This window comes from Actinomadura rugatobispora (assembly GCF_042656285.1).
GTDB lineage: Bacteria > Actinomycetota > Actinomycetes > Streptosporangiales > Streptosporangiaceae > Spirillospora > Spirillospora rugatobispora.
Map to the genome: position 1 here is coordinate 25,853 of NZ_JBHSON010000002.1, position 23,579 is coordinate 49,431.

A 23,579-nucleotide genomic window follows, 5' to 3' on the forward strand; every position below is an offset into this window, starting at 1 on the left:
GTCACCGCGCGGCGCCGAGCCCATCAACGATGGACTTCCACTCACCGGGAATCGCCCGGCCGGTGGTTCGCCGAGCCGCCCGCGAGCCGGTTCCGCGGCGCCTCCCAGGCGATTCCCACTGACCGGGAACGGCGCCTTGCCCGGCCGGACGGGCTCGGCGGAGGTTGATCCCCGATCTCGGAATCGGGGAGGAAAGCGTGGACGAAGGACGACGGGAAGAATTCGCGCGGGCGCTGCTGCGCGCCCACGCCGGCGGCAGCCCCGCGCCACCGCCGGCGGCCTCTGGCGAAAGCGTGAGCGAAGTGGACGCCTACGCCGTCCAGCGCGAGCTGGTGCGGCACTGGGAGCGGCAGGGGGCGACCGTCCGCGGCTGGAAGATCGCCGCGGGACCCGAGGGCGGGCCGGCGTACGGCCATCTCATGTCCACGGTGTTCCACCCGGAGTCGCGGCCGGTCCAAGCCGGCGGATACCTCGCCCCCCAGGTCGCGCCCGGGATCGCGTTCGTCCTCGGACGGCCGCTCCAGGGCCCCGGCCTGAACGTCGCGGACGTCTCGTCGGCGATCGCGCACGCCCTGCCCGCCCTGGAGATCCGCGATTCGCGGCTGGAGGACGGCGAGGGCCGCCGCCCCGAGGACGAGATCGCCGACAATGCCTCGGCGGGCGGCCTCGTCCTGGGATCGCGGCAGGTGCCCCTCACCGCTTTCCAGCCGCGCCTGGAAGGCTGCGTCCTGTACCAGGGCGGGCGGATCGCCGCGACCGGAGCGGGCGCCGCCGTGCACGGGTCGCCCCTCAACGCCGTCACCTGGCTGGCCAACGCTCTCGGAGACGCCGGCACGGCCCTGCCCGCGGGCTCGGTCGTCTTCTCCGGGCCCCTCACCCCCGCCGTCCGGGCCGGGGGCGGCCAGACGGTCACGGCCGCCTTCACCCGCCTCGGCGTCGTCACCGTGCATCTCGCCGGTCCGAGGGCCTGAGCGGGCCGGACCCGCCCGCGATCACCTGTAGCACCCACCACGACCGATGGAGGCGAACGAGCCATGGAATGGACCGTCCCGGCGGCGGCGCACCGGCTTCTGGACGCGGAGAACCGGCGCGAGCACCTCGCCCGCTTCACCGACGACTGGGCCGAGCTGGACCTCGAACTGGCGTACCGGATCCAGGACGAGACACTCGCCCGCCGGCTCATGAGGGGCGAGCACATCGTCGGCGTCAAGCTCGGCCTGACCTCCCGGGCCAAGCAGGAGCGGATGGGCGTCGACTCCCCGCTCACGGCGTGGCTGACGGACGCGATGGTCCTCGGCGGCGGTGTTCCCGTCCCGCTGGACTCCCTCATCCATCCACGGGTCGAGCCGGAGATCGTGTTCGTGCTGGGCGAGCCCCTGGCGGGTCCGGGGGTGACCGCCACCCGGGCGCTGGCCGCGGTCGAGTCCGTGCACGCCGGCATCGAGGTCATCGACAGCAGGTACACCGGCTTCCGCTTCAGGCTGGCCGACGTGGTCGCCGACAACGCCTCCTCCGGACGGGTCGTCGCCGGGAGCCTCGCGCTGCAGCCCCGCGGGCTGGACCTGGCCCTGGAACCCTGCGTGCTGCACGTCAACGGCGAGGTCGTGCACACGGCGACCGGCGCCGCCGTCCAGGGGCACCCGGCGGAGGCGCTGGCCCTGGCGGCCAACACCCTGGCCTCCAGGGGCATCACCCTGGAGGCCGGGTGGTGCGTCTACACCGGTGGCCTCACCGACGCGGTCCCGCTGGGCGCCGGTGACCACATCGTGGCGGAGTTCGGGCATCTGGGCGCGGTGACCGTCACCGGCGAATGAGCAGGGGGCCGCCGCGCGACCGGGCCGCCGGGGGGCGTCACGTCCCCCGGACGGCCGCCGACCACGCCGACCAGTGCCGGCGGAACTCCTCCGAGCGGACGGCGTCGAGCTGATGCCCGATCTCCGCCTCCAGCGCCGCGTCGAAGTCCGTGGTCAGGGCGTCCCGGATGAGCGTCTTGGTCGCGGCGGCGATGCGCGGGACCGCGGCGGCGATCGCGGCGGCCTTCTCCAGGGCGGCGCCGAGGGGATCGGCCGCGATCTCCGTCAGCATGCCCCGGCGCAGCGCCTCCTCGGCGGCGACCTTGCGGCCGGTCACCGCGACGTCGATCGCCGCGGAGGGCCCGATCGTCCGGGCCAGCAGCCAGGACACCCCGAAGTCGGGCACCAGCGCCATCCTGATGAACGGCGCCGCGAACACCGCCCCGCCGCCGCCCACGCGGATGTCGCAGGCCAGCGCCAGGGCGAGCCCCGCGCCGACCGCGGGCCCGCCGACCGCGGCGATGGTGATCTTCGGGGAGCCCAGCAGCCGCGACGCCGACGCGAACTCGCGGGCCATGCGGGCGGCGGCCTGCTCCGGCGACTCGCCGCTCATGTCCCCGATGACGGCGAGGTCCCCTCCGGCGCAGAAGGCCCCGCCGCGCCCGGAGAGCACGATGACGCGCACCTCGTCCCGGCCGTTCAACTGCCCCAGGACGGCCGGGAGGCCGTCCAGGAGGGCGCGGTCCAGCGCGTTGCGGCGATGCGGGCGGTCGATCTCCACCAGGGCCACGCCCGGACCGGGAAACGACACGACCAGGCCGGGGACGTCGGGAATGGCGCGCGGATCCGCGCCGGATTCGCGATTCGTTTCGCTCATGCCGGCGACTTTGGCACGCGGGCGTTCCGGCGGCCACCGGCCATTCTCACTGAATGGAAAACGCGGATAAGGGCGCCGCGCCCGGTTGCCGTACCCTTTGAGGGCCATCATGGCTCGTGAGACGGAGGACGCATGGACTATTCGGAGGCGAGCCGTCCGGTCGCCGCGCAGCTGGCCGGAAAGACCGCCATCGTGACGGGCGCCGCGTCCGGGATCGGGCGCGAGACCGCGGTGCTGTTCGCCGCCCGCGGCGCCCGGGTGCTCGCGGTCGACCTGGACGCCGCCGGACTGGAATCCCTCGGCGAGCAGGCCCGCGACCTGGGGCTCGACATCGCCGGCCACGTCCAGGACCTGACGGCGGAGGGCGCGGCGGAGCGGGTGTTCGAGGCGTGCTCCACGCGGTTCGGCACGCCGGACGTGCTCGCGAACATCGCCGGGAAGGCGGGCGACGGCCCTGCCGGGTCCACCACCGACGAGGATTTCGACTTCTTCGTCTCGATGAATCTGACGACCGCGTTCCGCATGTCGCGGCAGGCCGTTCTGCAATTCGGAGAGGCGGGCGGATCCATCATCAACACCTCATCGGCTTTCGGGGTCGTGGGCGTCGGCGGATCGGCTCCCTATTCGGCGGCGAAAGGCGCCGTCAGCAGCCTCACCCGGCAGATGGCGGCCGATTACGGTCCCCGGAACATTCGCGTGAACGCGGTCGCGCCGGGCCTGGTCGAGACTCCGGCCACCGCCGAGCGGATCCGCGCCGGCCTGTTCGACGACATGGTGACGCGGTCCCGTCCGATCCCGCGGGTCGGCCTGCCCCGCGACATCGCCAACGCCTTCGCGTTCCTGGCCTCCGACGACGCCTCGTTCATCACCGGCGTGACCCTGCCCGTCTGCGGCGGGTGGAGCACCACCCGGTTCCGCGCCCGATGAGAACCGCCGGGCGGCCTTCCCGATGCGAGCCTGATCAGGGAGGGCCGCCCGGCGCGGCGCCGGTCCGGGCCTCAGCCCGCCTGGACGAGCAGATCGGCCAGTTCGCCGGGCAGCGACGCGAACGGCGCATGACCGGTGTCCAGGCTCACCTGCCGGAACGTGGTGCCCGGGGTCAGTTCGTCCGCGTCATGGATCAGCCGGTCCTGGAGCGCCAAAGGCAGCGCCCGGTCCCGCAGGCATCGCACGAACGTCCGCGGCACGCGGCCCCAGCCGTCCGCCGTCGCGCCCACCTGCCCGGTCAGGAAATCGATCGGCTGATCCGGGGTGAGCGCGTGCGCGTACGCCAGGAACTCCTCGGCGGGCACGCCGGTGTAGTAGCTCGCCTGGAGTTCCTCCAGATAGGCCCTGTCCGTTGACCTCGGGTTGATCCGAACGGCACCGGTCTCGCCGGGATCGCCCAGGTAGAGGCCGCCGCCCGAGGCTCCGGACGCCTCCGGCAGCGCCAGGTACGCGCCGGCGCTCCCCAGCAGCGTCGGCACGTACGCCGACACGTACACCACGTGGTCGACCAGGTGCGCGGCCTCCTGCACCGCGCGCGTGGCGACCGCGCCCCCCATGCTGTGCGCGACCAGGACGACGCGCTCCCGCCCGGCCCGTCGCCGCAGCGCCTCCAGCGCCGCGACGACCGCGTCGGCGGTCGCCTGCAGGGTCACGTTCCTGATCGGTGAAGGGGCGCGTTCCAGATCCCGCTGGTCCTTGTCGAAATAGGACGCGGGGAAGCGCGCCGACATGCCGTGGCCCGGAAGATCCGGGGCGTGGACGTCGTGCCCCCGTCCCGTCAGGATCTCGGCGAGCCGGCCCCAGTGCGCCCCGCCGTGCCAGGCGCCGTGCACCAGCAAGAACCGGATCGGCATGCCGCCGCCTCCCTCTTCCCTATCTCCCATACGCGTCGCCGTCTTCCTTTTCTTCTTCGCCGTCGGCGGCCTTCTCGCGAGCGTCGGCGGCCTTCTCCGCCATGGTGACGCCGCCGGAGCTCCAGTGCGCAGGGGGGATCTCCCGTATCAGCACCCGGACGGACTCCGGCGGTGCGCCGAGAACCTCCACGGTCGTCTCGTGCAGTGCGCGCATGAGCCGCCGGAGATCTCCTTCCGAGCGCCCGGCGAGCAACGACACGTCGATGATGGGCATCAAGGCATCCTTGGGAATCGAGAGCGTGGTGTACGCCCCGGCACCGCGGCCGGAGCGCACACCACCCGTGAGATGGGTCAGGTCAGGGTTCCGGCGCTCTCGCCCTCGCGCGCGTCCGGTTCCTCCTCCTCGCCGACGCGGGACAGGTCGGTGCCCCGTGTCTCGGGAAGGGTGAAGACCAGGATGACCGAGCCGATCGCCATGGCGATGACCGGGTACCACAGGGCCGTCGTGAGGCTTCCGGCCTCGGTGCCGATCGCGACCATCGTGGCCGGCAGGAAGCCGCCGAACAACCCCACGCCCACCTGGTAGGGGAGGGACATCGCGGTGGCGCGGATGCGGGTGGGGAACACCTCCGCCATCGTGACCGCCGCGGGCCCCTGGGCCATCTGCGCGTAGGCCACGAGGAGGAGCAGCAGCCCGGCGACGGTGAGCACGGGCCAGGACAGGAAGTCGGTGACGGAGTCCACCTTGATCGCGGCGCCCTCGGCCGGATAGCCCGCCTTCTGGATGGCCGCGGCGAGGTCCTTCTCCAGCGTGGGACCCGCCGTGATCGTCTCGCCGTCGACCACGATCTCGGTGGCGCCGCGGGTGTCCTCCCGCTGGAACTCGACGGAGTTGCCCTGCAGGACCTCGCGCGCCCGGTCGCAGGCGGAGGTGTAGTCCGCGGTCCCCGCGGGGTTGAACTGGAAGGAGCAGTCGTCGGGGTTGGCCCGGATGGTGACCGCGACGTCGTCCTGAGCCGCGGCGAGGGTGGGATTGGCCGCGTTCGTGAGGCCGCCGAAGACCGGGAAGACGGTGACGACCGCCAGGACCAGGCCCGTGATCATGACCTTCCGCCTGCCGATGCGGTCCGACAGCCAGCTGAAGAAGACGCACAGGAAGAAGCCCAGCAGGAAGACGACCATGAAGACGGCGCTCACGGTGCGCGAGTCGAGCTGGAAGCCGGTCCGCATGGTCGTGAGCACGTACACGGTCGACAGGTAGCCGATGAACGACTGCGTGGCGGCCATGACGAACACGACGACGATCATCCGGCGGTGCCGCCGGTCCCGGAACGCCTCGCGCAGCGGGGCCTTGGAGTGGGTCCCCTCTTCCTTCATCTTGAGGAACAGGGGGCTCTCGTGCAGCTTGAGGCGGATCCAGACCGACAGGGCGAGCGGGATGACGGAGATGATGAACGGGATCCGCCAGCCCCACGCGTCGAACGCCTCGACGCCGACCGCCGCCTGCACGGCGAGCTGGGCGGCGAGCGACAGGCTGAAGGCGAGCGCGGTCGTCCCGGTGAGCCAGCCCACGTAGAAGCCGCGCTGATCATTGGGGGCGTACTCGGACACGTAGGTGACCGCCGCGCCGAACTCGCCGCTCACCGCCAGCCCCTGCGCGATCCGGCAGATCAGGAGCAGCGCCGGCGCCAGGACGCCGATCTCCTCGGAGGTCGGCAGCAGCCCGACCGCGACCGTGGACACCCCCATGATGATCAGCGTCAGGAGGAACACGGCCTTGCGCCCGACCAGGTCCCCCAGCCGTGCGAAGATCACCGCGCCCAGCGGGCGGACGAGGAAGCCGACGGCGAAGGTGAGGAGCGCGAAGACCGTCTGCGCCGCCTCGCCGTACTCGCCGAAGAACTTGCTGCCGATCACGGGGACCAGCGAGCCGTACAGGAAGAAGTCGTACCACTCGAACGCCGTCCCGACCGAGGACGCCGCGACGACCCTGAGTTCCTCTTTTTTCATTGCGTCTCCCTGAGAGACCGGGTGGCCCTTCACCGGTCGATTGATGGGGACACGCTAGGAGGGGTGGTGAGGCAGGTCACGTGCCGAATCCCGCTCAGCGGGAACGGCGCCGGGCCGCGGTCGCGGAGCCGGTCACGCCAGGTCGTAGAGCAGGCGGTAGTAGGCGATGCGCTCCGGGTCGGGGACGATCCCGTACGCGTCGTACAGGACGCCGTCGAAGCCCGGGCCGTAGTCCCAGCCCAGGCTCCAGGTCGCGACCGCCAGGTCGGCCCACCTGTCGGCCACCCCGAGCGACCCCAGGTCGACGTGCGCGGCGAAGGCGCCGTCGTCGTGGAGCAGGGTGTTGGGGGTGCAGGCGTCCCCGTGGCAGACCACGAGACGGTCGATGGCGGGCGGGTCGCCGAGCCGCGCGCGGGCCTCGTCGAGGCCGAGGTGCCGGTGCTCGGGGGACCACTCGGCCGGCCCCTCGCCCTCGGCGACGCGCTCGTCGGCGCGTACGAGCCGCCGCTCGACGCTCCAGTCGAACGGGCACGATTCCGGCGGAAGGGCGTCGTGGAGCAGCCGCAGCCCGCGGCCGATCGCGGCCGCCGCGGTCGCGGGCGCGTCCTTCCAGCGGGGCTCCACCGCCGATCGGCCGGGGACGGCCGCGGTGACCAGCCACGCGCCCTCGGCGTCGGTGCCGTGGTCGACGACCGGCGGGACGCGCGCCCAGCGCCGTGCCCAGGCCAGCCGCTCGGCTTCGCCGGGCAGGTCGATCTCGGGGGTGCCGGCGGCGACCCACTTGACGTATCGGGTGCCTTCGCCGTCGTTCTCGAGGCGGAAGGTCAGGCCGCCGAGCTCGTTGCGCCACACCGGCGTGACGGTGGCGTCTCCGGCGAGCGCCGTGACCACGTCGGGGACGGGCACCGGCCCGGTCGGAACCTCGGAGAAGGCGGGGCGGCTGGTCATAGGATCACGACCCTGCCAGGGTACGCGCCTGCCGACAAAGTGTTTTCCGGGTGGTTTGACCTTGTCGCGACGTCACAGTTTTCACTGGACATGTCCGACGCAGCCACCGAGGAAGGCCTCAGCCATGTCCGCCACCGATCCGACCCTGCCGTTCGAAAGGCCCGGCCCTCTGCGGCCGCCTCCGGCGTACGCGCGACTGCGCGCCGACGCGCCGGTCGCCCGGGTGGTCACCCCGGAAGGACAGAGGGCGTGGCTGGTCACGTCCTACGACGACGCGGTGGGGGTGCTGACCGACACGCGGTTCAGGCTGGCGCCGCCGGGCCTGGAGTCCACGGGCAACGACACGCTGTTCCAGGACGGCGATTCCCACACGCGGCTGCGCCGGCTCGTCTCCAAGGCGTTCACCCCGAGGGCGATCACGGCGATGCGTCCCCACATCGAGCGCCTGGCGGACGAGCAGGTCGCCGCCTTCGCCGCCGCGGGGCCGCCCGCGGACCTGGTCGCGGGACTCGCCGCCCCGCTGGCGACCCAGGTGATCGGTGACCTGCTCGGCGTGGCGATCGAGGAGCGCGACCGCTTCGAGACGCTGGTCGAGGTGCTCTCCGGCGACTTCACCGCCGACGAGGAGGCGGCGGCCGCCGCGGCGCAGGCCTGGGACGACCTGACCCGGTACGCGGCCGACCTGGTCGCCGCGAAACGCCGTGTGCTCGGGGACGACCTGCTCAGCGCCCTGATCGGGGTGCGGGACGCGCAGGACGGGCGGCTCGGCGACGGCGAGCTGATCGGCATGGTGATCTCGATCATCGCGGCGGGCCACCAGACCTCGCGCAACGCCATCTCCGTCGGCGTGATCCAGCTCGTCACCGAGGACCGGCTGGACGGGCTCGCCGACTCGCCCGAACTGGACGCGGTCGTGGAGGAGGTGCTGCGGCGCCTGGCCGGTCTGATCGCCGAGCCGTTCCCGCGCTGGGCCCACGAGAAGGCCGACCTGGGAGGCGCGTCGATCGAGCCGGGCGACCTGGTGCTGGTCCGGCTGGAGGCCGCCAACCACGACCCCCGGCGCTTCGCCGACCCGGACCGCTTCACACCCGGCCGCGACTCCGCCGGCGCGCACGTGTCGTTCGGGCGGGGGCCGCACCACTGCCTCGGCGCGTCCCTCGCCCGGATCGAGCTCACCGCCGCGTTCAGCGCTCTCGCCCGGCGGCTGCCCGGCCTCCGGCTGCGGGGCGACGTCGAGGACCTGGTCTGGGTCCGCGGTCAGACCGACGCCGGCCCCACGGCCGTCCCCGTCACGTGGTGAGCCCCAGGCTCGGCCGACGATCCGAGGCGTCCGCGAGTGCGGCCTGGTTGTCGGCCGCCCACCGTGCCAGCTGGACCAGCGGCCCGTTGGCGAACGACTCGCCCAGCGGGGAGAGCCGGTAGACGGCGGCCTGCGCCGACGATCGCCCGGTCTCGGGGGCCCGGGCGACGAGCCCTCGCGCCTGGAGGCGCCGCAGAGCCTGCGTCAGGACCTTGTCGCTGACGCCCGCGATGCGCACGAGCAGTTCCTTGCGGCGGGTGGGCCCCAGGCGCAGCGCCGACAGCACGACGGGATCCCAGGCGTGGCTGATGAGTTCGGCCGCCACGCGCACGTGGCAGTCGGACACGAATGTCTGGCACGGACCTTCGATCACGCGGTCCATTCTCCCATCCGGCCGCCTACCGAACGGTAGGAAGGGCGTCCGTAGCGTCCCGGGGAGCACGTTTCGGAACGAGGGAGAGCACTGTGAACATTGGAATCCTGGGGACGGGGAACCTCGCGGTGACGCTCGGCCGGGCCTGGGCCCCCGCCGGCGATCCGTTGCTGGTGACGGGGCGCGACCCGGCGCGCGCCCGCCGGGCCGCCGACCAGATCGGACCGGCGGCCGAGGCCGTCGACCCGGCCGGCTTCGCGGGCCGGGCCGACGTGGTCGTGGTCGCGGTCGCCTGGAGCGGACTGGAGGACGCCGTCTCGCTCATCGGCGGCACCCGGGGGACGCTGGCCGGCACGACCGTGATCGACTGCACCAACCCGGTCGACTTCGCCACGGGCGAGGTGCTGCCCCGGTCGGGGTCCGCCGCCGAAGTGGTGGCGCTCGCCGCTCCCGGTGCCCACGTGGTCAAGGCGCTCCACCTGTTCGCCGGGGCGTCGTGGCCGTACGCGGGACCCGCGGAGACGGCGCCGGTCGTCGCGATCAGCGGCGACGACCAGGGCGCGCTCGACCTCACCGCCGTGCTGATCGGCAAGCTCGGCGCCAGGACCGCCGTCGTCGGAGGACTCGCCGGCTCCCGGCAGCTGGAGGAGGCCGCCGGCTTCGTCACGAGGGTCGTCGCGGCGGGGCACAACCCGAGGTTCGCCGTGCCCGACGTCGACCCGGCGCTCGTCGCGGCGGCACGAGCGGCCAAGGACTGATCCCACCGGCCGGAGAGGGGCCGTGACGTCGAGGTCACGGCCCCGTCCCGTTCATCCTTGGGCGAGCCGAAGCCAGTGCTGGGCCTCGGCCGCTCGCCCCTGCCCGTCCAGGAGCTGGCTGAGCCTGCCCATGGCGTCACGGTCTCCCGCCTCCGCCAGCCGCTGATAGCAGGACTCGGCCTCCTGCGACCGTCCCATCTTCTCCAGCAGGTTCGCCAGGTTGTACATGGCGTCATCGTGGCCGCCCTCCGCGGCCCGGCGGTACCACCGCTCGGCTTCCTCACGCCGTCCCTTGGTCTGCAGCAGGATGGCCAGGTTGTACATGACGTCGACGTCCTGGGAGGACAGCGCGCGCCGGTACCACTCCTCCGCCTCGTCCAGCCGCCCCGTCTGCTTCAGCGTCAGCGCCAGCTCGTTGGCCGCGCCGACGCTTCCGGTGAACGCGGCGCGGCGCAGCCACCGCTCGGCGTCCTCCGGCCGCCCGATGCGCTTGAGCAGGCGCCCGAGCATGCACATGGCGTCGCTGTCGCCACGGCGCGCGTCACGCCGGTGGAGCTCCTCGGCCTCGGCGGTCCGCCCCATATGCTCCATGAGCGAAGCGTTGTTGTGCGCTCTGCGCACATGGTCGGCCCGCTGCCTCAGCTCGCGGCTCTCCGCTCCCGGCCCCTGCTCGTCCAGCAGGGCCGCCAGGTTGTCCATGGCCGCCGTGTCACCGCCATCGGCCGCCGCTCTGAACCAGTCCACGGCCGACGCGGTCTCGCCGATCTCGGCCTGAATCCGCCCGACTCCGTTGCAGGCGTGCGGGTTACCGCCTTCGGCGGATCTCACCAGCCACTCCAGCGCCTGATCGGTACGACCCGTTCGCGCGTACAGCACGCCCAGGTTGAACGGGGCGTCGGCGTCACCGCCGTTGACCCCGCGGACCAGCCAGTGCTCGGCCTCCTCCAGGCGATCCGCCTCGGTGAGCACGATCCCCAGGTCCGTCATCGCCCCGACCTCGCCGGCCTCGGCGCGCTCGCGGAGGCCGGAGAGGTCCGCGTCCTGTTCGGACAGCTCGCTCAGCTGGGCGAGGGCCTCGGCGTGGCCGGTCTCCGCGGCACGGCGCCACAGCAGCTCCGCCTCCTTGACCCGTCCCACCTCCTTGCAGAGCAGGCCCAGGTTGTAGAGGGCGTTGACCTCGCCCGCGCCTGCGGCCCGCCGGTACCACTCCTCGGCGTCCACGTTCCGGCGCTGCCGCTTGAACAGGATGCCCAGATTGTTCATGGCGCCGGCGTCGCCCGCCGCCGCCGCGCGGCGCCACCACTGCTCCGCCTCGTGGACGCGCCCCGCCTCCGCGAGCTTGACGCCCAGGTTGTCCATCGCCACCGGATTCCCCGCGTCCGCGGCCCGCCGGTACCACTCCTCGGCCTCGGCCTGCCGCCCCGCCCCGCTGAACAGGACGCCGAGCTCGTTCATCGCGGCCGGGTCGCCGGCCTCCGCGCGCCGGTGCAGGTCGTCGTACTCGCCGTCCATCGGGGGCATCGCACTCCCTGGGTCGGGCCGCGCAAGCGGCGAACCGTCCCTTCCGACTCTGAGGCATCGCCCCGGCACCACCAAGACCCCGGTGTGATCGTTCTGATCCGGGGGCCGCCATCAGGACCCCGCGCCGTCCGCCGGCCGCGCCCCGGGGGTCACGAGGTTGACCCGCCGCCGGCCGTCCAGCAGCACCCCGCACGGCATGTCCAGGAGCACGGCGGCCTTCCCGCCGACGATCGTGGTCGCGGTGGACCGGGGGTCCCAGCGCGTCCACGCTCCGCCCGGCGCCGCCGAAGAGGCCGCCCAGACCTGCTGGTCGTTCCCGATGACCGAGACAAGAAAGCCCGAAGGGCTCGTGGCATCGGGCACGGTCCCGATACCGCCGCGGATGCGCGCGTCGCCCGGACGCCCGTGCGCCGTCCAGCTCGAAGTTCCGAACCGCGCCCATCGGCAGCTCCACACCTGCCCGCTCGGTGAGCCGACGACCACGATGTCCAAGGCCATGGCGTCGGGCGGCTCCGTCACGACCTCGACACCGATCCCGGCGATGACCTTCTCGTCCGGGGCCGGGGTGCCCAGGTCGCTCCACTCGGTCGAGTCGACGTCCGTGACGTGGATCCAGAGGTGCCCGTCCCCGGTGATCACGGCGGCCGCGGGCACCAGTCCCTCCGCGCTCAGGGGCGTGGCCGCGCCCACGGCCCGGAAGATCAGCTGACCCGGCGGCGCGCCGAGATCGCTCCAGCGCCAGAAGCCGGCGGACCCGGCGTGCAGCCAGAGCCGCCCGTCGTCGGCCATCACGTGCACGGTCGGGCCGTGGTCCATATCGGTGTTGATCGGCGCCACGCCGCTCTTGACCGACCTGCCGGTGGGTGCGCCATGGTCGACCCAGGTCCACTCGACCCCGTCGACCGCCCTCGCCCACAGATGCCCATCGCTGCCGACCACGAAAGCCCGAGACGGCTCCGGGTCGAAGTCGGTCAGAGGGTAGACCCCGACACTCTCGGCGATGGTGACGCCGGCCGCGGGCACGCCGTGCGAGGTCCAGGAAGAGGACGAGGGGAAGAAGCCGTCGACAGGGTTTCCCCACTGCTCGCAGCTCCACAGCGCACCGTGCTCGTCGACGACGTACGCCACGGCCAGGCGGTCCCCGCTACTCCCGGCGACGCCCGGGGGCCCGTTATGAGCCCCGACGACCGAGACCACCGAACCGGGGCAGCCGTGCTTCTCCCACCGCACGCCGGTGTCGTCCGATTCGAACGTCCACAGATCGGACTCCCAGGACACGCCGGTGGCCCACACGCGTCGCCGCCCGTCCGGTGCGGTGATGTCGAAGGCGGCCGTCGGGTCGACGACGGCGACGTCTTGCGGTGTGGTTCCCAGGTTCGTCCAGCCGCCGGTCAGCGAGCGCGTCCAGATGCCGTGGCCCGCGCGGGCCACGATGACGGGCTCGTCGCCGGGCCTGGGATCCGGGCCCTTCGCCGCGACCACGGCCGCCGCGAGTTCGTCCGGAACGGGCGGCCGCAGGAGATTGCCCCACCGCCAGCTCCGGCCCGAGCCGATGACCATGCCGACGTTGCCGGTGAGCGTCTGCCGGACGATGGCGCACGCCTGGAGCCGGCCGCCGCCGTCTCGAATGCTGGTCGCCGAGAGTCCTTCGATGCTCAGTCCGACGCCCGGACCCGGGCCGCCCAGATCGATCCAGGTCCAGAGGGAGTTCTCGAGAACGGCGACCCGGAGGCGGGACGCGGAGCTCTCGGGGTCTTGGGCCACGGCGAAGATATGCGGTTGCGGCTCCTGCTCGGGCGCGACGGACGCGAACGCCGTCGCGAGTTCCACGGCGATCGCGTTGTCTTCGTCCGACGCGATCCGGAGCCAGGCGACGCCGGGTTGGATGCCCTGGCGTATCCATGGCCGTCCTGAAGCGCTGCTGACCACGAGCATGTGCCGGAGTTCCGCGCCGTCGCGCGACGTGCTGACGGCGATGTCGCCACAGTCCGCGTAGAACGGCAGGCCCTCGTCCAGGTGCGGGCCGTCGAGGCCGATCCACGGTGTGGCCGCCGTCCCCGGCCGGTGCAGCCAGACCCGGAAGTCGTCGCCGACCGCGATCGGTGTGCTCGCGGTCGACCCCTCGACGGCGAGCAGGGCGGTGTCGAGCACTTCGAGCGCGCCGGGCGGGGTTCCGATGCGCTCCCAGCGCCACCCGGCCTCCTGGCGCCTGCGCAGGTAGAGATGGCCGCCCGCGGTACCGACGGCGATGGTGGCGCCGTCGCCGGCCGGCCGCGCCCAGGTCACCTCGCCCGGACTCCCGAACCCCGTCCATGCGGCGGGTGCCATCAGGGCGTCCCGCCGCGTGGAGCCGTCATCCAGGGAAGCTTGACGCTCATCGTGGACCGGCCCTCTCTCACGCGGGTCAACGGATCGTGTAGCGGACGATGAGATGGGGGTCGGCGGTCCGGTCGCGACGCACGACGGCGTCGTCGGCGGGGACGACCAGAGTGAAACCGCCCTCCGCGGCGAGCTCGGCGTTGAGCGCCGCCAGCGCGTCGGCCCCCACGGGCGACGGCCCCCGCACGAGATCGTCCCCGGTGATCCCGTACAGTTCGACCGCGTTCAGCGTGATCGTGGCGGACCGGGTGAAGTAGGGGAACCAGCTCCTGTCGATCCGCGGCGACAGGCCGTCGCCGCCGCCCAGGAACGCCGCCCAGGCCGCAGGGAAGTCGTGCCGCAGGCTGAACGACCGCGCGAGGGTCCGCTCCGTGGCGGCCGCGAAGCGCTCGCGCAGATCGGCGGCCACGGCGTCGGCCCGTACCCCCGCGCGGGCGGTGTAACCGATGTGCAGGACGGCGTCGGAGATGGTCGTGTAGTCGAACGTGCGCAGGTCCGCGGGCAGGCTCAGCGTCCATTCGCTGACGGCGCCCGCCCCCTCGAACGGCAGGTAGCGGTCGTCGCGCGCGCCGGGGTCGAACAGCCCGGCGTCGCGGACGGCGGTACTGGTCACCACCGACTCCAGCGCGCCGGGGTAGTCCAGGAACCGCGGATCCTCGCCCGGCACCCGGGTGTACCGGTCGGCGAGCAGCCCCGGGTCGCGCCGGATGGAGCTGCGCCGCAGCGACAGCGTGGCCGCGACCGAGGTGTAGGGACCGGTCACGGCGGGCAGGCTGAGCGCCACCGTGCGGACGCGCCGGAAATGGTGTCCGGGCACCTCCAGGTCGTACAGCCATTCCGGGACGGTGAACTGGCACGACCCGCGCGAGCGCAGCTCGAGCAGGGCCAGCGGGTCGAGCATGCGCAGCGAGACATGGGTGGTCAGTTCGAGTTCGCGCCGGTTGTTCTCCAGGTAGGCCAGCTGCAGCCGGGTGAGGTCGTGGTGGAGCCGCTCCCCGGCCTGCAGTCCGCGGCGGCCGGTGTCCCAGTGCGAGAATCCGATGAAGGTCGTGTCGTCGATCTCGGGACGCATGAGCTCCCGCTTCACGGCCTGCTCGGCGGCGCGCGCCACGTCGACCGCCGTCCGGTAGCACTCGGCGAAGCCGCGCGCGACCTCGCCGCGCAGCCACGTGTACAGCTCGGTGTTGGTGTCCTTCGAGGCCAGGAACGCGTCCACCTCCTGGGCCCGGTTGATCTGCTCCCCGACGGCGTCGTGGTCGCGCCGTGCGACCTGCTCGTGCACGAGCGCGGCGATGAGCTGGCGTCCGTTCTGCATCAGTTCCAGCGCGGCCTGGTTGCTCTGCTGGACGAAGTCGAGGTCCCTGCGCTGGTACCCGGCGATCTTGGCCGCCCGGCCGCCCTCGTAGGCGTCCTGCTCGGCGGCTCCGCGGGCGGCCGAGGCGAGTGTCCGCCCGACCGCCGACAGCAGCGGTCCGCCGAACTCCACGTGACCGCCGACGCCGAGCGGCTCGATGTCGACGCCCATGTTCGGCAGCATGCCGAGCACTCCGTACATGATGTCGATGTCGGTGGCCTCGCGCTGCTTGTCCCGCGCCGCCGGCATGTGGATGTTCAGTTCGGCGTACTCGTTGGCGATCAGGTCCAGTGATCCCTGGCTCTCCGCGCCGGCCTGGACCTGCGGGTCGCCGTCCCGCGCCAGGCGCGGCGCCGGCCGGCTCTCCTGGGCGATCGCGGTGGCGTACCGGCCGACCAGCCGCTCGTGCACGTCGGAGAAGTTCGCCTCGGTCACCGGTGTGCGGGTCAGGCCGACGTCGCGCAGCTTGTCGACCTCGGACTCGGGACGGCCGAGCAGCAGCTGGAAATGGCGGTAGCGGGCGAAGGTGATGGCGCGCCCGCGCAGCAGCGCCTCGGTGTTCGCCTCGGCCTCCTTCCAGCCGAGGAAGCGGACGTCGCGGGTGAGCCGCGCCATGCTGATCTCGTGGCCCTGCCGCAGCCGCGCGAGCTCCTCACCGTCGCGCCGGTCCATCGCGGCCAGCAGCGCGGCGCCGGCCGACCTGACCTCCGCCGTGATCTCCAGCGCCTTCTGGACCAGCAGCGCGGCCCGCACCGGCGAGGCCGGCGCCCTGGTGCCGGCGACCGCTCCGGCGATGTCGACGCCCGCCGCGGTGGCCCGGGACATGAGCCCCGGGTCGAGGGCGGGCGCGAAGAGCGAGAGCCTGCGCACCGCCCCGGTGATGTCCTGGCAGTGGCGGATCTTGAACAGCCGGTCGGCGACCGTGTCCCAGTAGCCGACCAGCTGATCGTTGCGCGGAACGCAGAAGTAGAGGGTGCGCCCGATGCCCAGCAGCGCCGTGCCGCCCGCCCCGGCGCCGGCCGCGCCCGGTGCGGTCGTCCGGGCGAACGGCAGCTGGTTCTCCAGTTCGACGAGCGCGTTCCCGAACGCGCCCATTCCGGCGTCCTTGAGCCGGCGGTAGGTCATGCGCGGCGCGGACCGGTGCCGGGGCACCTCCGCCGGGCGGGGGCCGAGGATGTTCCCGGCCAGCACGTACAGCTGGGTCGCCTCGTTGATCGATTCCGCGCTGTCGAGCCGGAAGAGGCTGTCGCCCCAGGCGATGAGGTTCTCCAGGTACTTCATCACCACGTAGTACTGGTAGGCCACCACGCGGGTCCGGGCCACCCGGTGCGGCCGGAAGGGCTCGCGGCGCAGCGCCTCGTAGCTCAGCGCGGCCGAGGCCAGCAGGATCCGCTCCTCGGGGCCGAGCTCGGAGGGCGGACGGCTCAGCACGGCCACCAGCTCGTCGACCCGCGGCATGTCGCCCGGTCGCGGATTACGGAACCGGACGAACTTCCAGAACCGGTCGGGGACGGGTGTGGCGGAGCCGGATCCGGTGTCGGTCGGGTCGAAGACGTGATGGAACCATCGCTGCGCTTCGGCGAAGCGCTGGTTCTTGCTCAGGTGCACCGCGATGGTCACCGGCGCGTGGAAGAACAGCTCCCAGTTGTAGACCGAGTACGGGCCGGCCTCGCCGACGTCGATGTTCTTCGGGAACGAGGTGACCTTGAAACTGGCGTCCTCACCGGGTGCGGCCGGGTCGTTCGGATCGTAGATCCGGTCGAAGAACGGCTCGGAGACCTGCTGGACCGCCAGGTCAAGCAGGCCGTCCACCGACTCCTGGTTGAGCCGTTCCACCAGCATCCCCACGTAGGGGTGGAAGTGGTTCTGGAACACGAAGGACGTCGTGTCGGCCATGGCGGATCCTCTCGGCCTGGAGAGACTGGAGAGAAGGGAACACCGGCGGCGCGGCCAGCGGCCCCGGGAAGAGTCCGAAAGTGTTGGGCCGCACCGGATCGGTCGGGTCGGGATGGACGTAGAAGACGTGCCTGCGGTCCTGGAAGAAGAACGGTGCCCGGTGCGGATCCGTCAGCCGGTGCATCGGCCCGATGGCCAGGTAGGGCGACTGGCTGGCGCGCAGCACCGTCAGAGGATGGAACGGGTCGTCGTTGTAGTTGACGACGAGCGGGCCCGAGCCGGAGAACTTCCGGGCGGCGGGGAAACCCGGTGAGCCGGCGGTGTCGTCCTGCTTGCGGACCGGCAGGCTGTGCGTGGTGTAGAGGCGGAAATGGGAGTTGCCCGTTCCGCCCGGACTGGGGTTGAGCACGATGATGCCGAGACTTTCCCGGACCCCGGCGTCGTCGTGCTCGATGGCCGAGGCCAGGCGCAGCGTCAGCGGATCGCCGATCACGCTGAACTCGGCACCCAGGTCGATCGGCCGGTCGGGGTCGGACGTGCGCGGCGACTGCCACCGGCCGTTGTAGTACTCGCTCCAGAACAGGCTCACGGTCAGGGACGCCGTCGAGCGCAGGGTCAGGTCCCGCAGGGCCAGATCCCCCAGCCGGGTCTCCCCAGGCGCGTTCGCGGCGAACTGGCCGGGTTGCCTGCCGTCGGGCTGCTTGGACACCTTCAGCCAGAACAGCAGGAAGCGGCCCTTCCAGATGACCGGGAGCACCGGATCGTCCGGGACGTCGACGTTGACCCGCTCCCACGGCCGCCAGGTCCCGTCGAGCGTCCGGTGGAAGTAGGCGCGTTTCGCCCCGGAGGTGCGCCCGATGACGTGCACCACCGGGTCGGGCACTCCGGTGCCCGCGGCGACGCGCTCGTCGACGTGCATGCCGGCGATCTCCAGGTTGGCCACCTCGTCGAGCCGCTCCAGGTAGTGCCCCAGCGCGGTGGCGGCCGCCTGGTCGGTGATGTCGGACTGGAGCAGCTCGGACTCCAGCTCGCGGAAGAACGGCGACTTGTCGTCGCGCAGATCGGGGTCGAGCCAGTTCTCCGGGAAGAGGAACACCCTGCGGTTGGCCTCCCAGACCCGGTAGCGCTTCATCGCCTCCCAGCGCTGCGGATCGACCGACTCCGGGACGACGTCGGGCTCGAGGTTGAGCAGGAACCGCGCGACGAACAGCTGCACCGTCGAGATCGCCTGGGCGATGCGGGACGTCGTCATGCAGGGGTCCATCCGCACGTCGATGAGCAGTTTCTCGTAGAGCTGCTCGGGAGAGGTGAACCCGCCGGTGACCTGGTCGACGGTCAGGTCGGGGTCGGGGTTCTCCAGGTGCAGGACCCGCTCGACCAGGGCGTCGCGGGCGGCGCGGCGCAGCTCGTCGTGGATCGGGCGCACCGCCTCCGCCCACGCGGCGTCGTCGTAGCGCGCGCGGAGGCCGTCCCGGACGTCGCGTACGTCCTGCGCCGACGGTGTGGTCCGGATGGTCCTGGCGAGAGTGCTCACCGGAAGTGCGAGCCCGCGCACCAGATCCAGCACGTCGGCCACCCGCCACAGCCCGTCGAGCCCGCGCAGCGCCGCGGCGTCCATGCCCAGATGCGCGGCGGCGTCGTCCACGATCGGCGGGGTGACGCCGGCGAGCGCCGCGACCGCCTCGGACGGCGGGCCCGGCACGGAGGCGTCGAGCAGATCGATGATCGCAGTCCCGGTGACCGCCCAGCGCTCGCACAGCCGCCGGTACCGGGCGAGATCGGCGACGGCCCGCACCAGCGTCGCCGAGGCCGCGGCGCCGGCGGCGGCGGGCACCGCCGACAGCCAGCCGGCGTCGCCGATCCGATGCTCCGGTGAGCGCGCGAAGAAGCGCAGCTCGCGGAGCGAGAGCCCGAACGCGGCCGCCAGTTCGAGGGCCGCCAGCAGCCGCCGGTAGCCGCCGGTGAACGCCGCGACGGCGTCCGCGGGACAGCACACGGCGCCGGGCAGCACCACCTGGGCGACCCCCTCGGCCCGCCACCGCAGGCTCAGTCTCGCGGTCAGCTCGTTGGCGGTCAGCGCGAGCCGCACCGGCCGGCCGGCGACGAGATCGACCGGCGCCGCCGTCGTCCAGATCGCGCCCTCGCGGCGCAGGGCCACCGTCCGGCCGTCGACCTGGAGGGTGACCGCGGAGCCGTCCGACTCGATCGACAGCGTGTAGGCGCCCGAGACCGCCGGGTCGACGAACGCGGCCCACGCCCCGCTGAGCGCTCCGGCGGGTATTCCGGCCGCCTCACGAAGACCGGCCGCTCCCGGCCCGTAGTGGATCTCCGGCGCGAGCGCGGTCCGTGTCGGAGGGCCGGCGGACGGGTCCGCCACCGGGCCCGCCCAGAAACGCGCGCTCAGGCCGGTGGCGGTCACGGCGGCCAGGTCGTCGCCCACCGACCGCGGCGCCGCCGCCCCCGGCATGGCGGCGGCATCCCCGACGAAGGCCGCGATCTCCTCGGGATCCGTGCCGGTCGCGGCGCCGAGCACCTCCCCGAGCCGCCGGCTTCGCAGGGCGGGGCGCAACTCCTCCAGCAGCGCGGTTCCCAAGGCCGCCCGCCGGGCCTCGCCGCCCGGATCGGCGGGGTCGTCGGGCGTGGCGGCCCAGACCCGCCAGCGCCTCTCCAGGACCGGGTGGGCGCGCAGCAGCGGCAGGTATTCGGCCTGCCCGGCGTTGACCAGCCGCGCGACGGCCTCGGCCAGGCCCGCCGGCAGGTCCGGCAGGGCCGTCACCTCGGCGGCGGTCTCCGGGGTCAGGACGCCGCGATGGATCAGCAGCGACCGGGCCGCGTCGTAGGAGAGCCGCGGCGCGGCCGCCAGCACCTGCCCCGCCAGAGACGCCTGGTCCTGGTGGTAGGCGGTCGTGTACGTCGAGACCCCCGCGAGCAGGCCGAGGAACGCGTCGCTGACCTCCGGCGCGAACACCGACGTCAGCACGGTCCGCAACGCCGCCTCGCTCCACTGCCCGCCGCCCGGTGCGCGAGGGTCGGCGAGCCCGGTGCGGACCGAGCGGAGGACCGGCATGATCGCCGCGTCCGGGCCGCCGCCGGTGCCGAGCGCCAGCGCCGCGAGGCGCGCGACGGGGAGCCCGGACTCCCGGATCGACAGCACGAGGCGTATCAGCTTCAGGAAATCGGGATCGGGCCCGTCCAGCGGGGTGAAAGGCCGCCAGCCGGTCGCCTCGATCAGGCCGACCAGGTCGGTCACCCCCACCCGCAGGACGCGGGCCAGGTAGCCGTAGCGGAACAGGAGGCTGATCGAGGCGACCGACAGCGGCGTCGCCGGTCCGGCGTCTGCCGCGCGGACGACGGCGGCGAACTCGTCGGCGGTGAGCTTGAGCGCCGCCCGCAGCGCCGGGGCGTGATCGAGCAGCAGGGCGCCCGGACGCGCCGGCGGGCTGCCGTCCGCGCCGGGACCGAACACCGGATCCGTCCCGAGCAGCGTGGCGGTGAGGAACAGCCTGCGGTACGGGGCATCGGGTCCGCGTTCGCCCAGTGGCGCGAAGCAGCCGAGCAGCCAGGGCAGGTCCTCCTCGACGTCCAGCCCGAGCAGGTCCACCGCGGTCAGCAGGTGCCCGAGCCGGACCAGGACGGTGTCGAAGCCGGTGTCGAGGCCGCGCCGGACCTCGGCGCCGGACGCCGTGACCGGGATCGCCTCCGGCCAGAGCGCGGCGACCACGTCATCGGTGCGCTCGATGCTCCAGCCGAGCCGGGACCGCAGGCGCACGAACCGCGCGATCGCCAGCAGATCGACCGCCCGCAGCCGGTTGCGGGCCGGGTCGGGCAGCGCCCGTCTCAGCTCCAGCGACGCGAAGCCGCCGGTCGAATCCCCGGCCGGCGGCTCACCTCCACCGGGATCGGTGAGGACGACGATGTTCATGATCCGGTCGTGCCGGGCCGCGAGCCACGCGACGACGTCCCCGCCGAACGGCGCGGTGTCCAGGTCCGGGCGCAGCTTCGCCCGGAACTCCGCCGGCGAGATCGTCCCGGCGTGCAGACCCTGGATCGCGGGAAGCCCGACGCCGAGGGTGCTGAGCAGAACCAGCAGGCCGGCGTCGGGATTGACGAACCGCGTCCGGACCAGGCTCACGAGCTCCGCCGGGGTGAGGCCGAGGCGGCGGGCGAGCCGGCGGGCGTTGCCCACGCCGTTCACCAGCTGCGCCTCCGTCACCCGCGCCGGGTCGTCGCCGAAGAGCGCCTGCGCCGTCACCGCGGGGCCGCACAGCAGGTCCCGCTCGGCGGGTCCGACACCCACCCGTTCGCGTACGACGTCGCTCCACGACCGGCCGCCGGCGTCGTCGGCGGCGAGCACGGCCACCGCGCCGTGGAGCGTCACCTCCGCCCGCGCCAGGTAGGCCCGCAGGGCGGCCAGGCGCTGGTCCCACGGCAGCAGGAGCGGATAGGACGCGGCCCGCAGCGCGGCGTAGGCGGCCTCGTCCACGAACCGCGGTGACGCGAGCAGCTCGGCCGTACTGGTGCCCGGCTCCACGTCATGGCCCTCGTACCCCTCGATCGAGGCGTGCACGACGACGTGCTCCAGGATCTCGTTCACCAGATCGACGTACGGTAGCTCGACCTCGGTGTTCTCGCAGCTCAGCGCGATGTGCTGCAGGTCGGGGCGGCGCGCCAGCAGGACCTCGAGCGGACTGCGGCCGCCCGCCGCGGCCGGTTCGACGTCGAGGAACTCGAGCAGATCGACCAGGTAGGCGGCCGGGCTCAGGACCGACTCGCAATGCTCGCAGGCGCCGGCGTCGCCCGGCCCGAACAGCGTCTCCAGGGTCGGCAGCCTGCGCACGGCCGCCAGGCCCGCCGGTTCGGCCGCGGCGCGGGCCCGGGCACCCGGACCGGACGCCGCGGCCGGTCCACCGCGCGGCACCGCGAACACCTCCGGCGCCGCCCTGCCCACCAGATGGCTGGTGGCCGTGGCGAGGGCCGCGCTGTGGACCTGATCGCTGCGCCGGAAGGTCTCCCGGGCGACCTCCGCGCCGCCGAGCGCGGACCCGAACCGCGCGACGAACGCCGCCTCACCGTGCAGGGCCACCGCACGCGCGGAGCCGAGGCCGAGCGTGCGCAGCCCGCGTACCGCCTCCGGGGTCGGGGCGACGGCGACGATCCGCTGCAGGGCGGCGACCTCGTCCCGGACGGGCGGAGCGAGATCGATCGCCTGCGCGCCGAGGTAGTCGTCGATGGGGTGCACGGCCAGCTCGAACCGGTCGTGGTGCTCGGCGAGGAAGCCGGCCACCGCGCGATCGGTCCCCGCCGGGCCGCCCACCGGGATCGTCCCCTCGGCCACCTCGGCGCCCAGCACCGCGGTGGGATGGCGCAGCCGCAGCTCCTCGGCCAGCAGCGCCGCGTAGGCGTCCCGCCGGGCGTCCTCGTCCTCGCCCGGGACGTCGTCGGGAACCGGCACGCCGGCGGTGAGGTCCCGCCGCCATCGCTCCGCCCGGTGGTAGCCGGCCGCCGCGAGATCGCCGACCCGCGACGGGCCCGGACCGTCGTGGAGCCTGGCGATCAGCGGGGCGTTGTTGCGCGTCAGGCCGGCCAGCGCGCCGTCGAGTTCCAGGCGGGCGGCGCTGCCCGGAAGCTCCTCGCGCACCCGCGACCACAGCGCCTCGGGCGCGGCGCGGTGCTCGCGGTAGATCTGGGCGAAGCGGTGCCGGTCGGCCTCGTCGGGCAGGGCCGCGCGCAGCAGGTCGTCCAGGCGCCCGTCGCCGGCCCCGCCCGGAAGGTCGAGGACGGCCCGCCCGGCGAGCTCGCGGATCGCGTCGAGGCTCGCGGGGACCTCCGCCATCAGCTCCGGTGCGATGATCCCGTGCTCGGCGGCGCGCGCCCAGACGGTCTCGATCACCTCGGCCGGTGCGAGCGCCCACAGCCGCGGGCCCGCGGGCAACCCGGCCCGGTAGAGCGCGTAGTGCAGCGGCGCGGGGACACCGGTGCTCGCGGCCTCGCGGTCGGCGAGCGAGGCCATGGCGACGGCACGGGCGTCCCATCCGCTCTTGGCGGCCGCGAACGTCACGTCCCGGCGTTCGGCGTTCTCCACGAACCCGGCCGGCCCGATCGCGGGCCCGCCCGCGCCGGCCAGCCCGCGGGCGATGTCGCCGACGAGGCGGCTGTGCTCGTCGAGGACGGGCACCGCCTCCGCCGGGAGCACGACGTCGACCCGCTCGTGCGGGCCCGCGTCGAAGAGCGGCGCGGAGCGGGCGAGCACGCGACGTTCCGCCGCGGGGCCGTCGGCGGACGTCCGGACGACCCGCACGACGAGGTCCAGGCTCGCTCCGGGACCCGACCGGACCGGCTCCGGATCGTAGGCCAGCGCGAACGCGCCGTCCGGCCGCACCTCGGCCGTGCCGATCGGATGCTCGCCGCCCAGCCGCAGGTCGACGACCTCCACGGCGACGCCCGCGGTGACGGGAGCCCCCGCGTCGTCGCGCACCGTCCCGCCGATGTGGAACCTCGCCCCCGCCGCACCGGACGCCGTCACGAGACC

Annotated in this window: 15 protein-coding genes; 5 read left to right on the plus strand and 10 right to left on the minus strand. The window is 73.5% G+C overall.

Going from position 1 to position 23,579, the window contains the following annotated elements; translation table 11 throughout:
- Nucleotides 1-197: 197 nt before the first annotated feature.
- Nucleotides 198-971 (plus strand): 2-keto-4-pentenoate hydratase, encoded by a 774-nt coding sequence (locus ACFPZN_RS01465; RefSeq protein ID WP_378279297.1) that lies wholly within the window; start codon nt 198-200, stop codon nt 969-971.
- Nucleotides 972-1,034: 63 nt separating this feature from the next.
- On the plus strand, nt 1,035-1,814 hold the full coding sequence (locus ACFPZN_RS01470) for a 2-keto-4-pentenoate hydratase (RefSeq protein WP_378279299.1): 780 nt from the start codon (nt 1,035-1,037) through the stop codon (nt 1,812-1,814).
- Between the two features lie 37 nt (nt 1,815-1,851).
- On the opposite strand, the gene ACFPZN_RS01475 is transcribed toward ACFPZN_RS01470, so the two are convergent.
- Nucleotides 1,852-2,670, minus strand: a complete 819-nt coding sequence (locus tag ACFPZN_RS01475) for an enoyl-CoA hydratase/isomerase family protein (RefSeq protein WP_378279301.1) — start codon at nt 2,668-2,670, stop codon at nt 1,852-1,854.
- Between the two features lie 132 nt (nt 2,671-2,802).
- Here ACFPZN_RS01475 and ACFPZN_RS01480 point away from each other — a divergent pair, with 132 nt between their 5' ends.
- Nucleotides 2,803-3,597, plus strand: a complete 795-nt coding sequence (locus ACFPZN_RS01480; protein ID WP_378279303.1) for an SDR family NAD(P)-dependent oxidoreductase — start codon at nt 2,803-2,805, stop codon at nt 3,595-3,597.
- 71 nt (nt 3,598-3,668) lie between these two features.
- Here ACFPZN_RS01480 and ACFPZN_RS01485 read toward each other — a convergent pair whose 3' ends face one another.
- From ACFPZN_RS01485 to ACFPZN_RS01500, 4 genes are all read right to left on the minus strand, one after another.
- Entirely contained in the window at nt 3,669-4,511 is an 843-nt protein-coding gene (locus ACFPZN_RS01485) for an alpha/beta hydrolase (protein ID WP_378279305.1), read from the minus strand.
- 19 nt (nt 4,512-4,530) lie between these two features.
- Nucleotides 4,531-4,785 carry a tautomerase family protein gene (locus tag ACFPZN_RS01490; RefSeq protein WP_378279307.1) on the minus strand — a complete coding sequence of 85 codons (255 nt, stop codon included), beginning with the start codon at nt 4,783-4,785 and terminating at the stop codon, nt 4,531-4,533.
- 77 nt (nt 4,786-4,862) lie between these two features.
- Nucleotides 4,863-6,521 carry an MFS transporter gene (locus ACFPZN_RS01495; RefSeq protein ID WP_378279309.1) on the minus strand — a complete coding sequence of 553 codons (1,659 nt, stop codon included), beginning with the start codon at nt 6,519-6,521 and terminating at the stop codon, nt 4,863-4,865.
- A gap of 132 nt (nt 6,522-6,653) precedes the next feature.
- Nucleotides 6,654-7,469: an aminoglycoside 3'-phosphotransferase gene (locus ACFPZN_RS01500; RefSeq protein ID WP_378279310.1), complete on the minus strand. Its 816-nt coding sequence runs from the start codon at nt 7,467-7,469 to the stop codon at nt 6,654-6,656.
- A gap of 124 nt (nt 7,470-7,593) precedes the next feature.
- On the opposite strand from ACFPZN_RS01500, the gene ACFPZN_RS01505 reads away from it, so the two are divergent.
- Nucleotides 7,594-8,769, plus strand: a complete 1,176-nt coding sequence (locus tag ACFPZN_RS01505; protein ID WP_378279312.1) for a cytochrome P450 — start codon at nt 7,594-7,596, stop codon at nt 8,767-8,769.
- On the opposite strand, the gene ACFPZN_RS01510 is transcribed toward ACFPZN_RS01505, so the two are convergent.
- Nucleotides 8,759-9,142 carry a winged helix-turn-helix transcriptional regulator gene (locus tag ACFPZN_RS01510; protein ID WP_378279314.1) on the minus strand — a complete coding sequence of 128 codons (384 nt, stop codon included), beginning with the start codon at nt 9,140-9,142 and terminating at the stop codon, nt 8,759-8,761. The two genes, ACFPZN_RS01505 and ACFPZN_RS01510, sit on opposite strands and share 11 nt — an antisense overlap.
- A gap of 92 nt (nt 9,143-9,234) precedes the next feature.
- Between ACFPZN_RS01510 and ACFPZN_RS01515 the strand changes: the two genes are divergently transcribed.
- Nucleotides 9,235-9,900 carry an NADPH-dependent F420 reductase gene (locus ACFPZN_RS01515; RefSeq protein WP_378279316.1) on the plus strand — a complete coding sequence of 222 codons (666 nt, stop codon included), beginning with the start codon at nt 9,235-9,237 and terminating at the stop codon, nt 9,898-9,900.
- 51 nt (nt 9,901-9,951) lie between these two features.
- Here the strand turns inward: ACFPZN_RS01515 and ACFPZN_RS01520 are convergent, their stop codons facing one another.
- The 4 genes from ACFPZN_RS01520 to ACFPZN_RS01535 form a co-directional block, all read right to left on the minus strand.
- Nucleotides 9,952-11,421 carry a tetratricopeptide repeat protein gene (locus ACFPZN_RS01520; protein ID WP_378279318.1) on the minus strand — a complete coding sequence of 490 codons (1,470 nt, stop codon included), beginning with the start codon at nt 11,419-11,421 and terminating at the stop codon, nt 9,952-9,954.
- A gap of 111 nt (nt 11,422-11,532) precedes the next feature.
- Entirely contained in the window at nt 11,533-13,749 is a 2,217-nt protein-coding gene (locus ACFPZN_RS01525) for a hypothetical protein (RefSeq protein WP_378279319.1), read from the minus strand.
- 76 nt (nt 13,750-13,825) lie between these two features.
- Nucleotides 13,826-17,050: a Tc toxin subunit A-related protein gene (locus tag ACFPZN_RS01530; protein WP_378279320.1), complete on the minus strand. Its 3,225-nt coding sequence runs from the start codon at nt 17,048-17,050 to the stop codon at nt 13,826-13,828.
- Entirely contained in the window at nt 16,950-23,573 is a 6,624-nt protein-coding gene (locus ACFPZN_RS01535) for a neuraminidase-like domain-containing protein (RefSeq protein WP_378279322.1), read from the minus strand. The genes ACFPZN_RS01530 and ACFPZN_RS01535 overlap by 101 nt, the downstream gene beginning before the upstream one ends.
- Nucleotides 23,574-23,579: the final 6 nt, after the last annotated feature.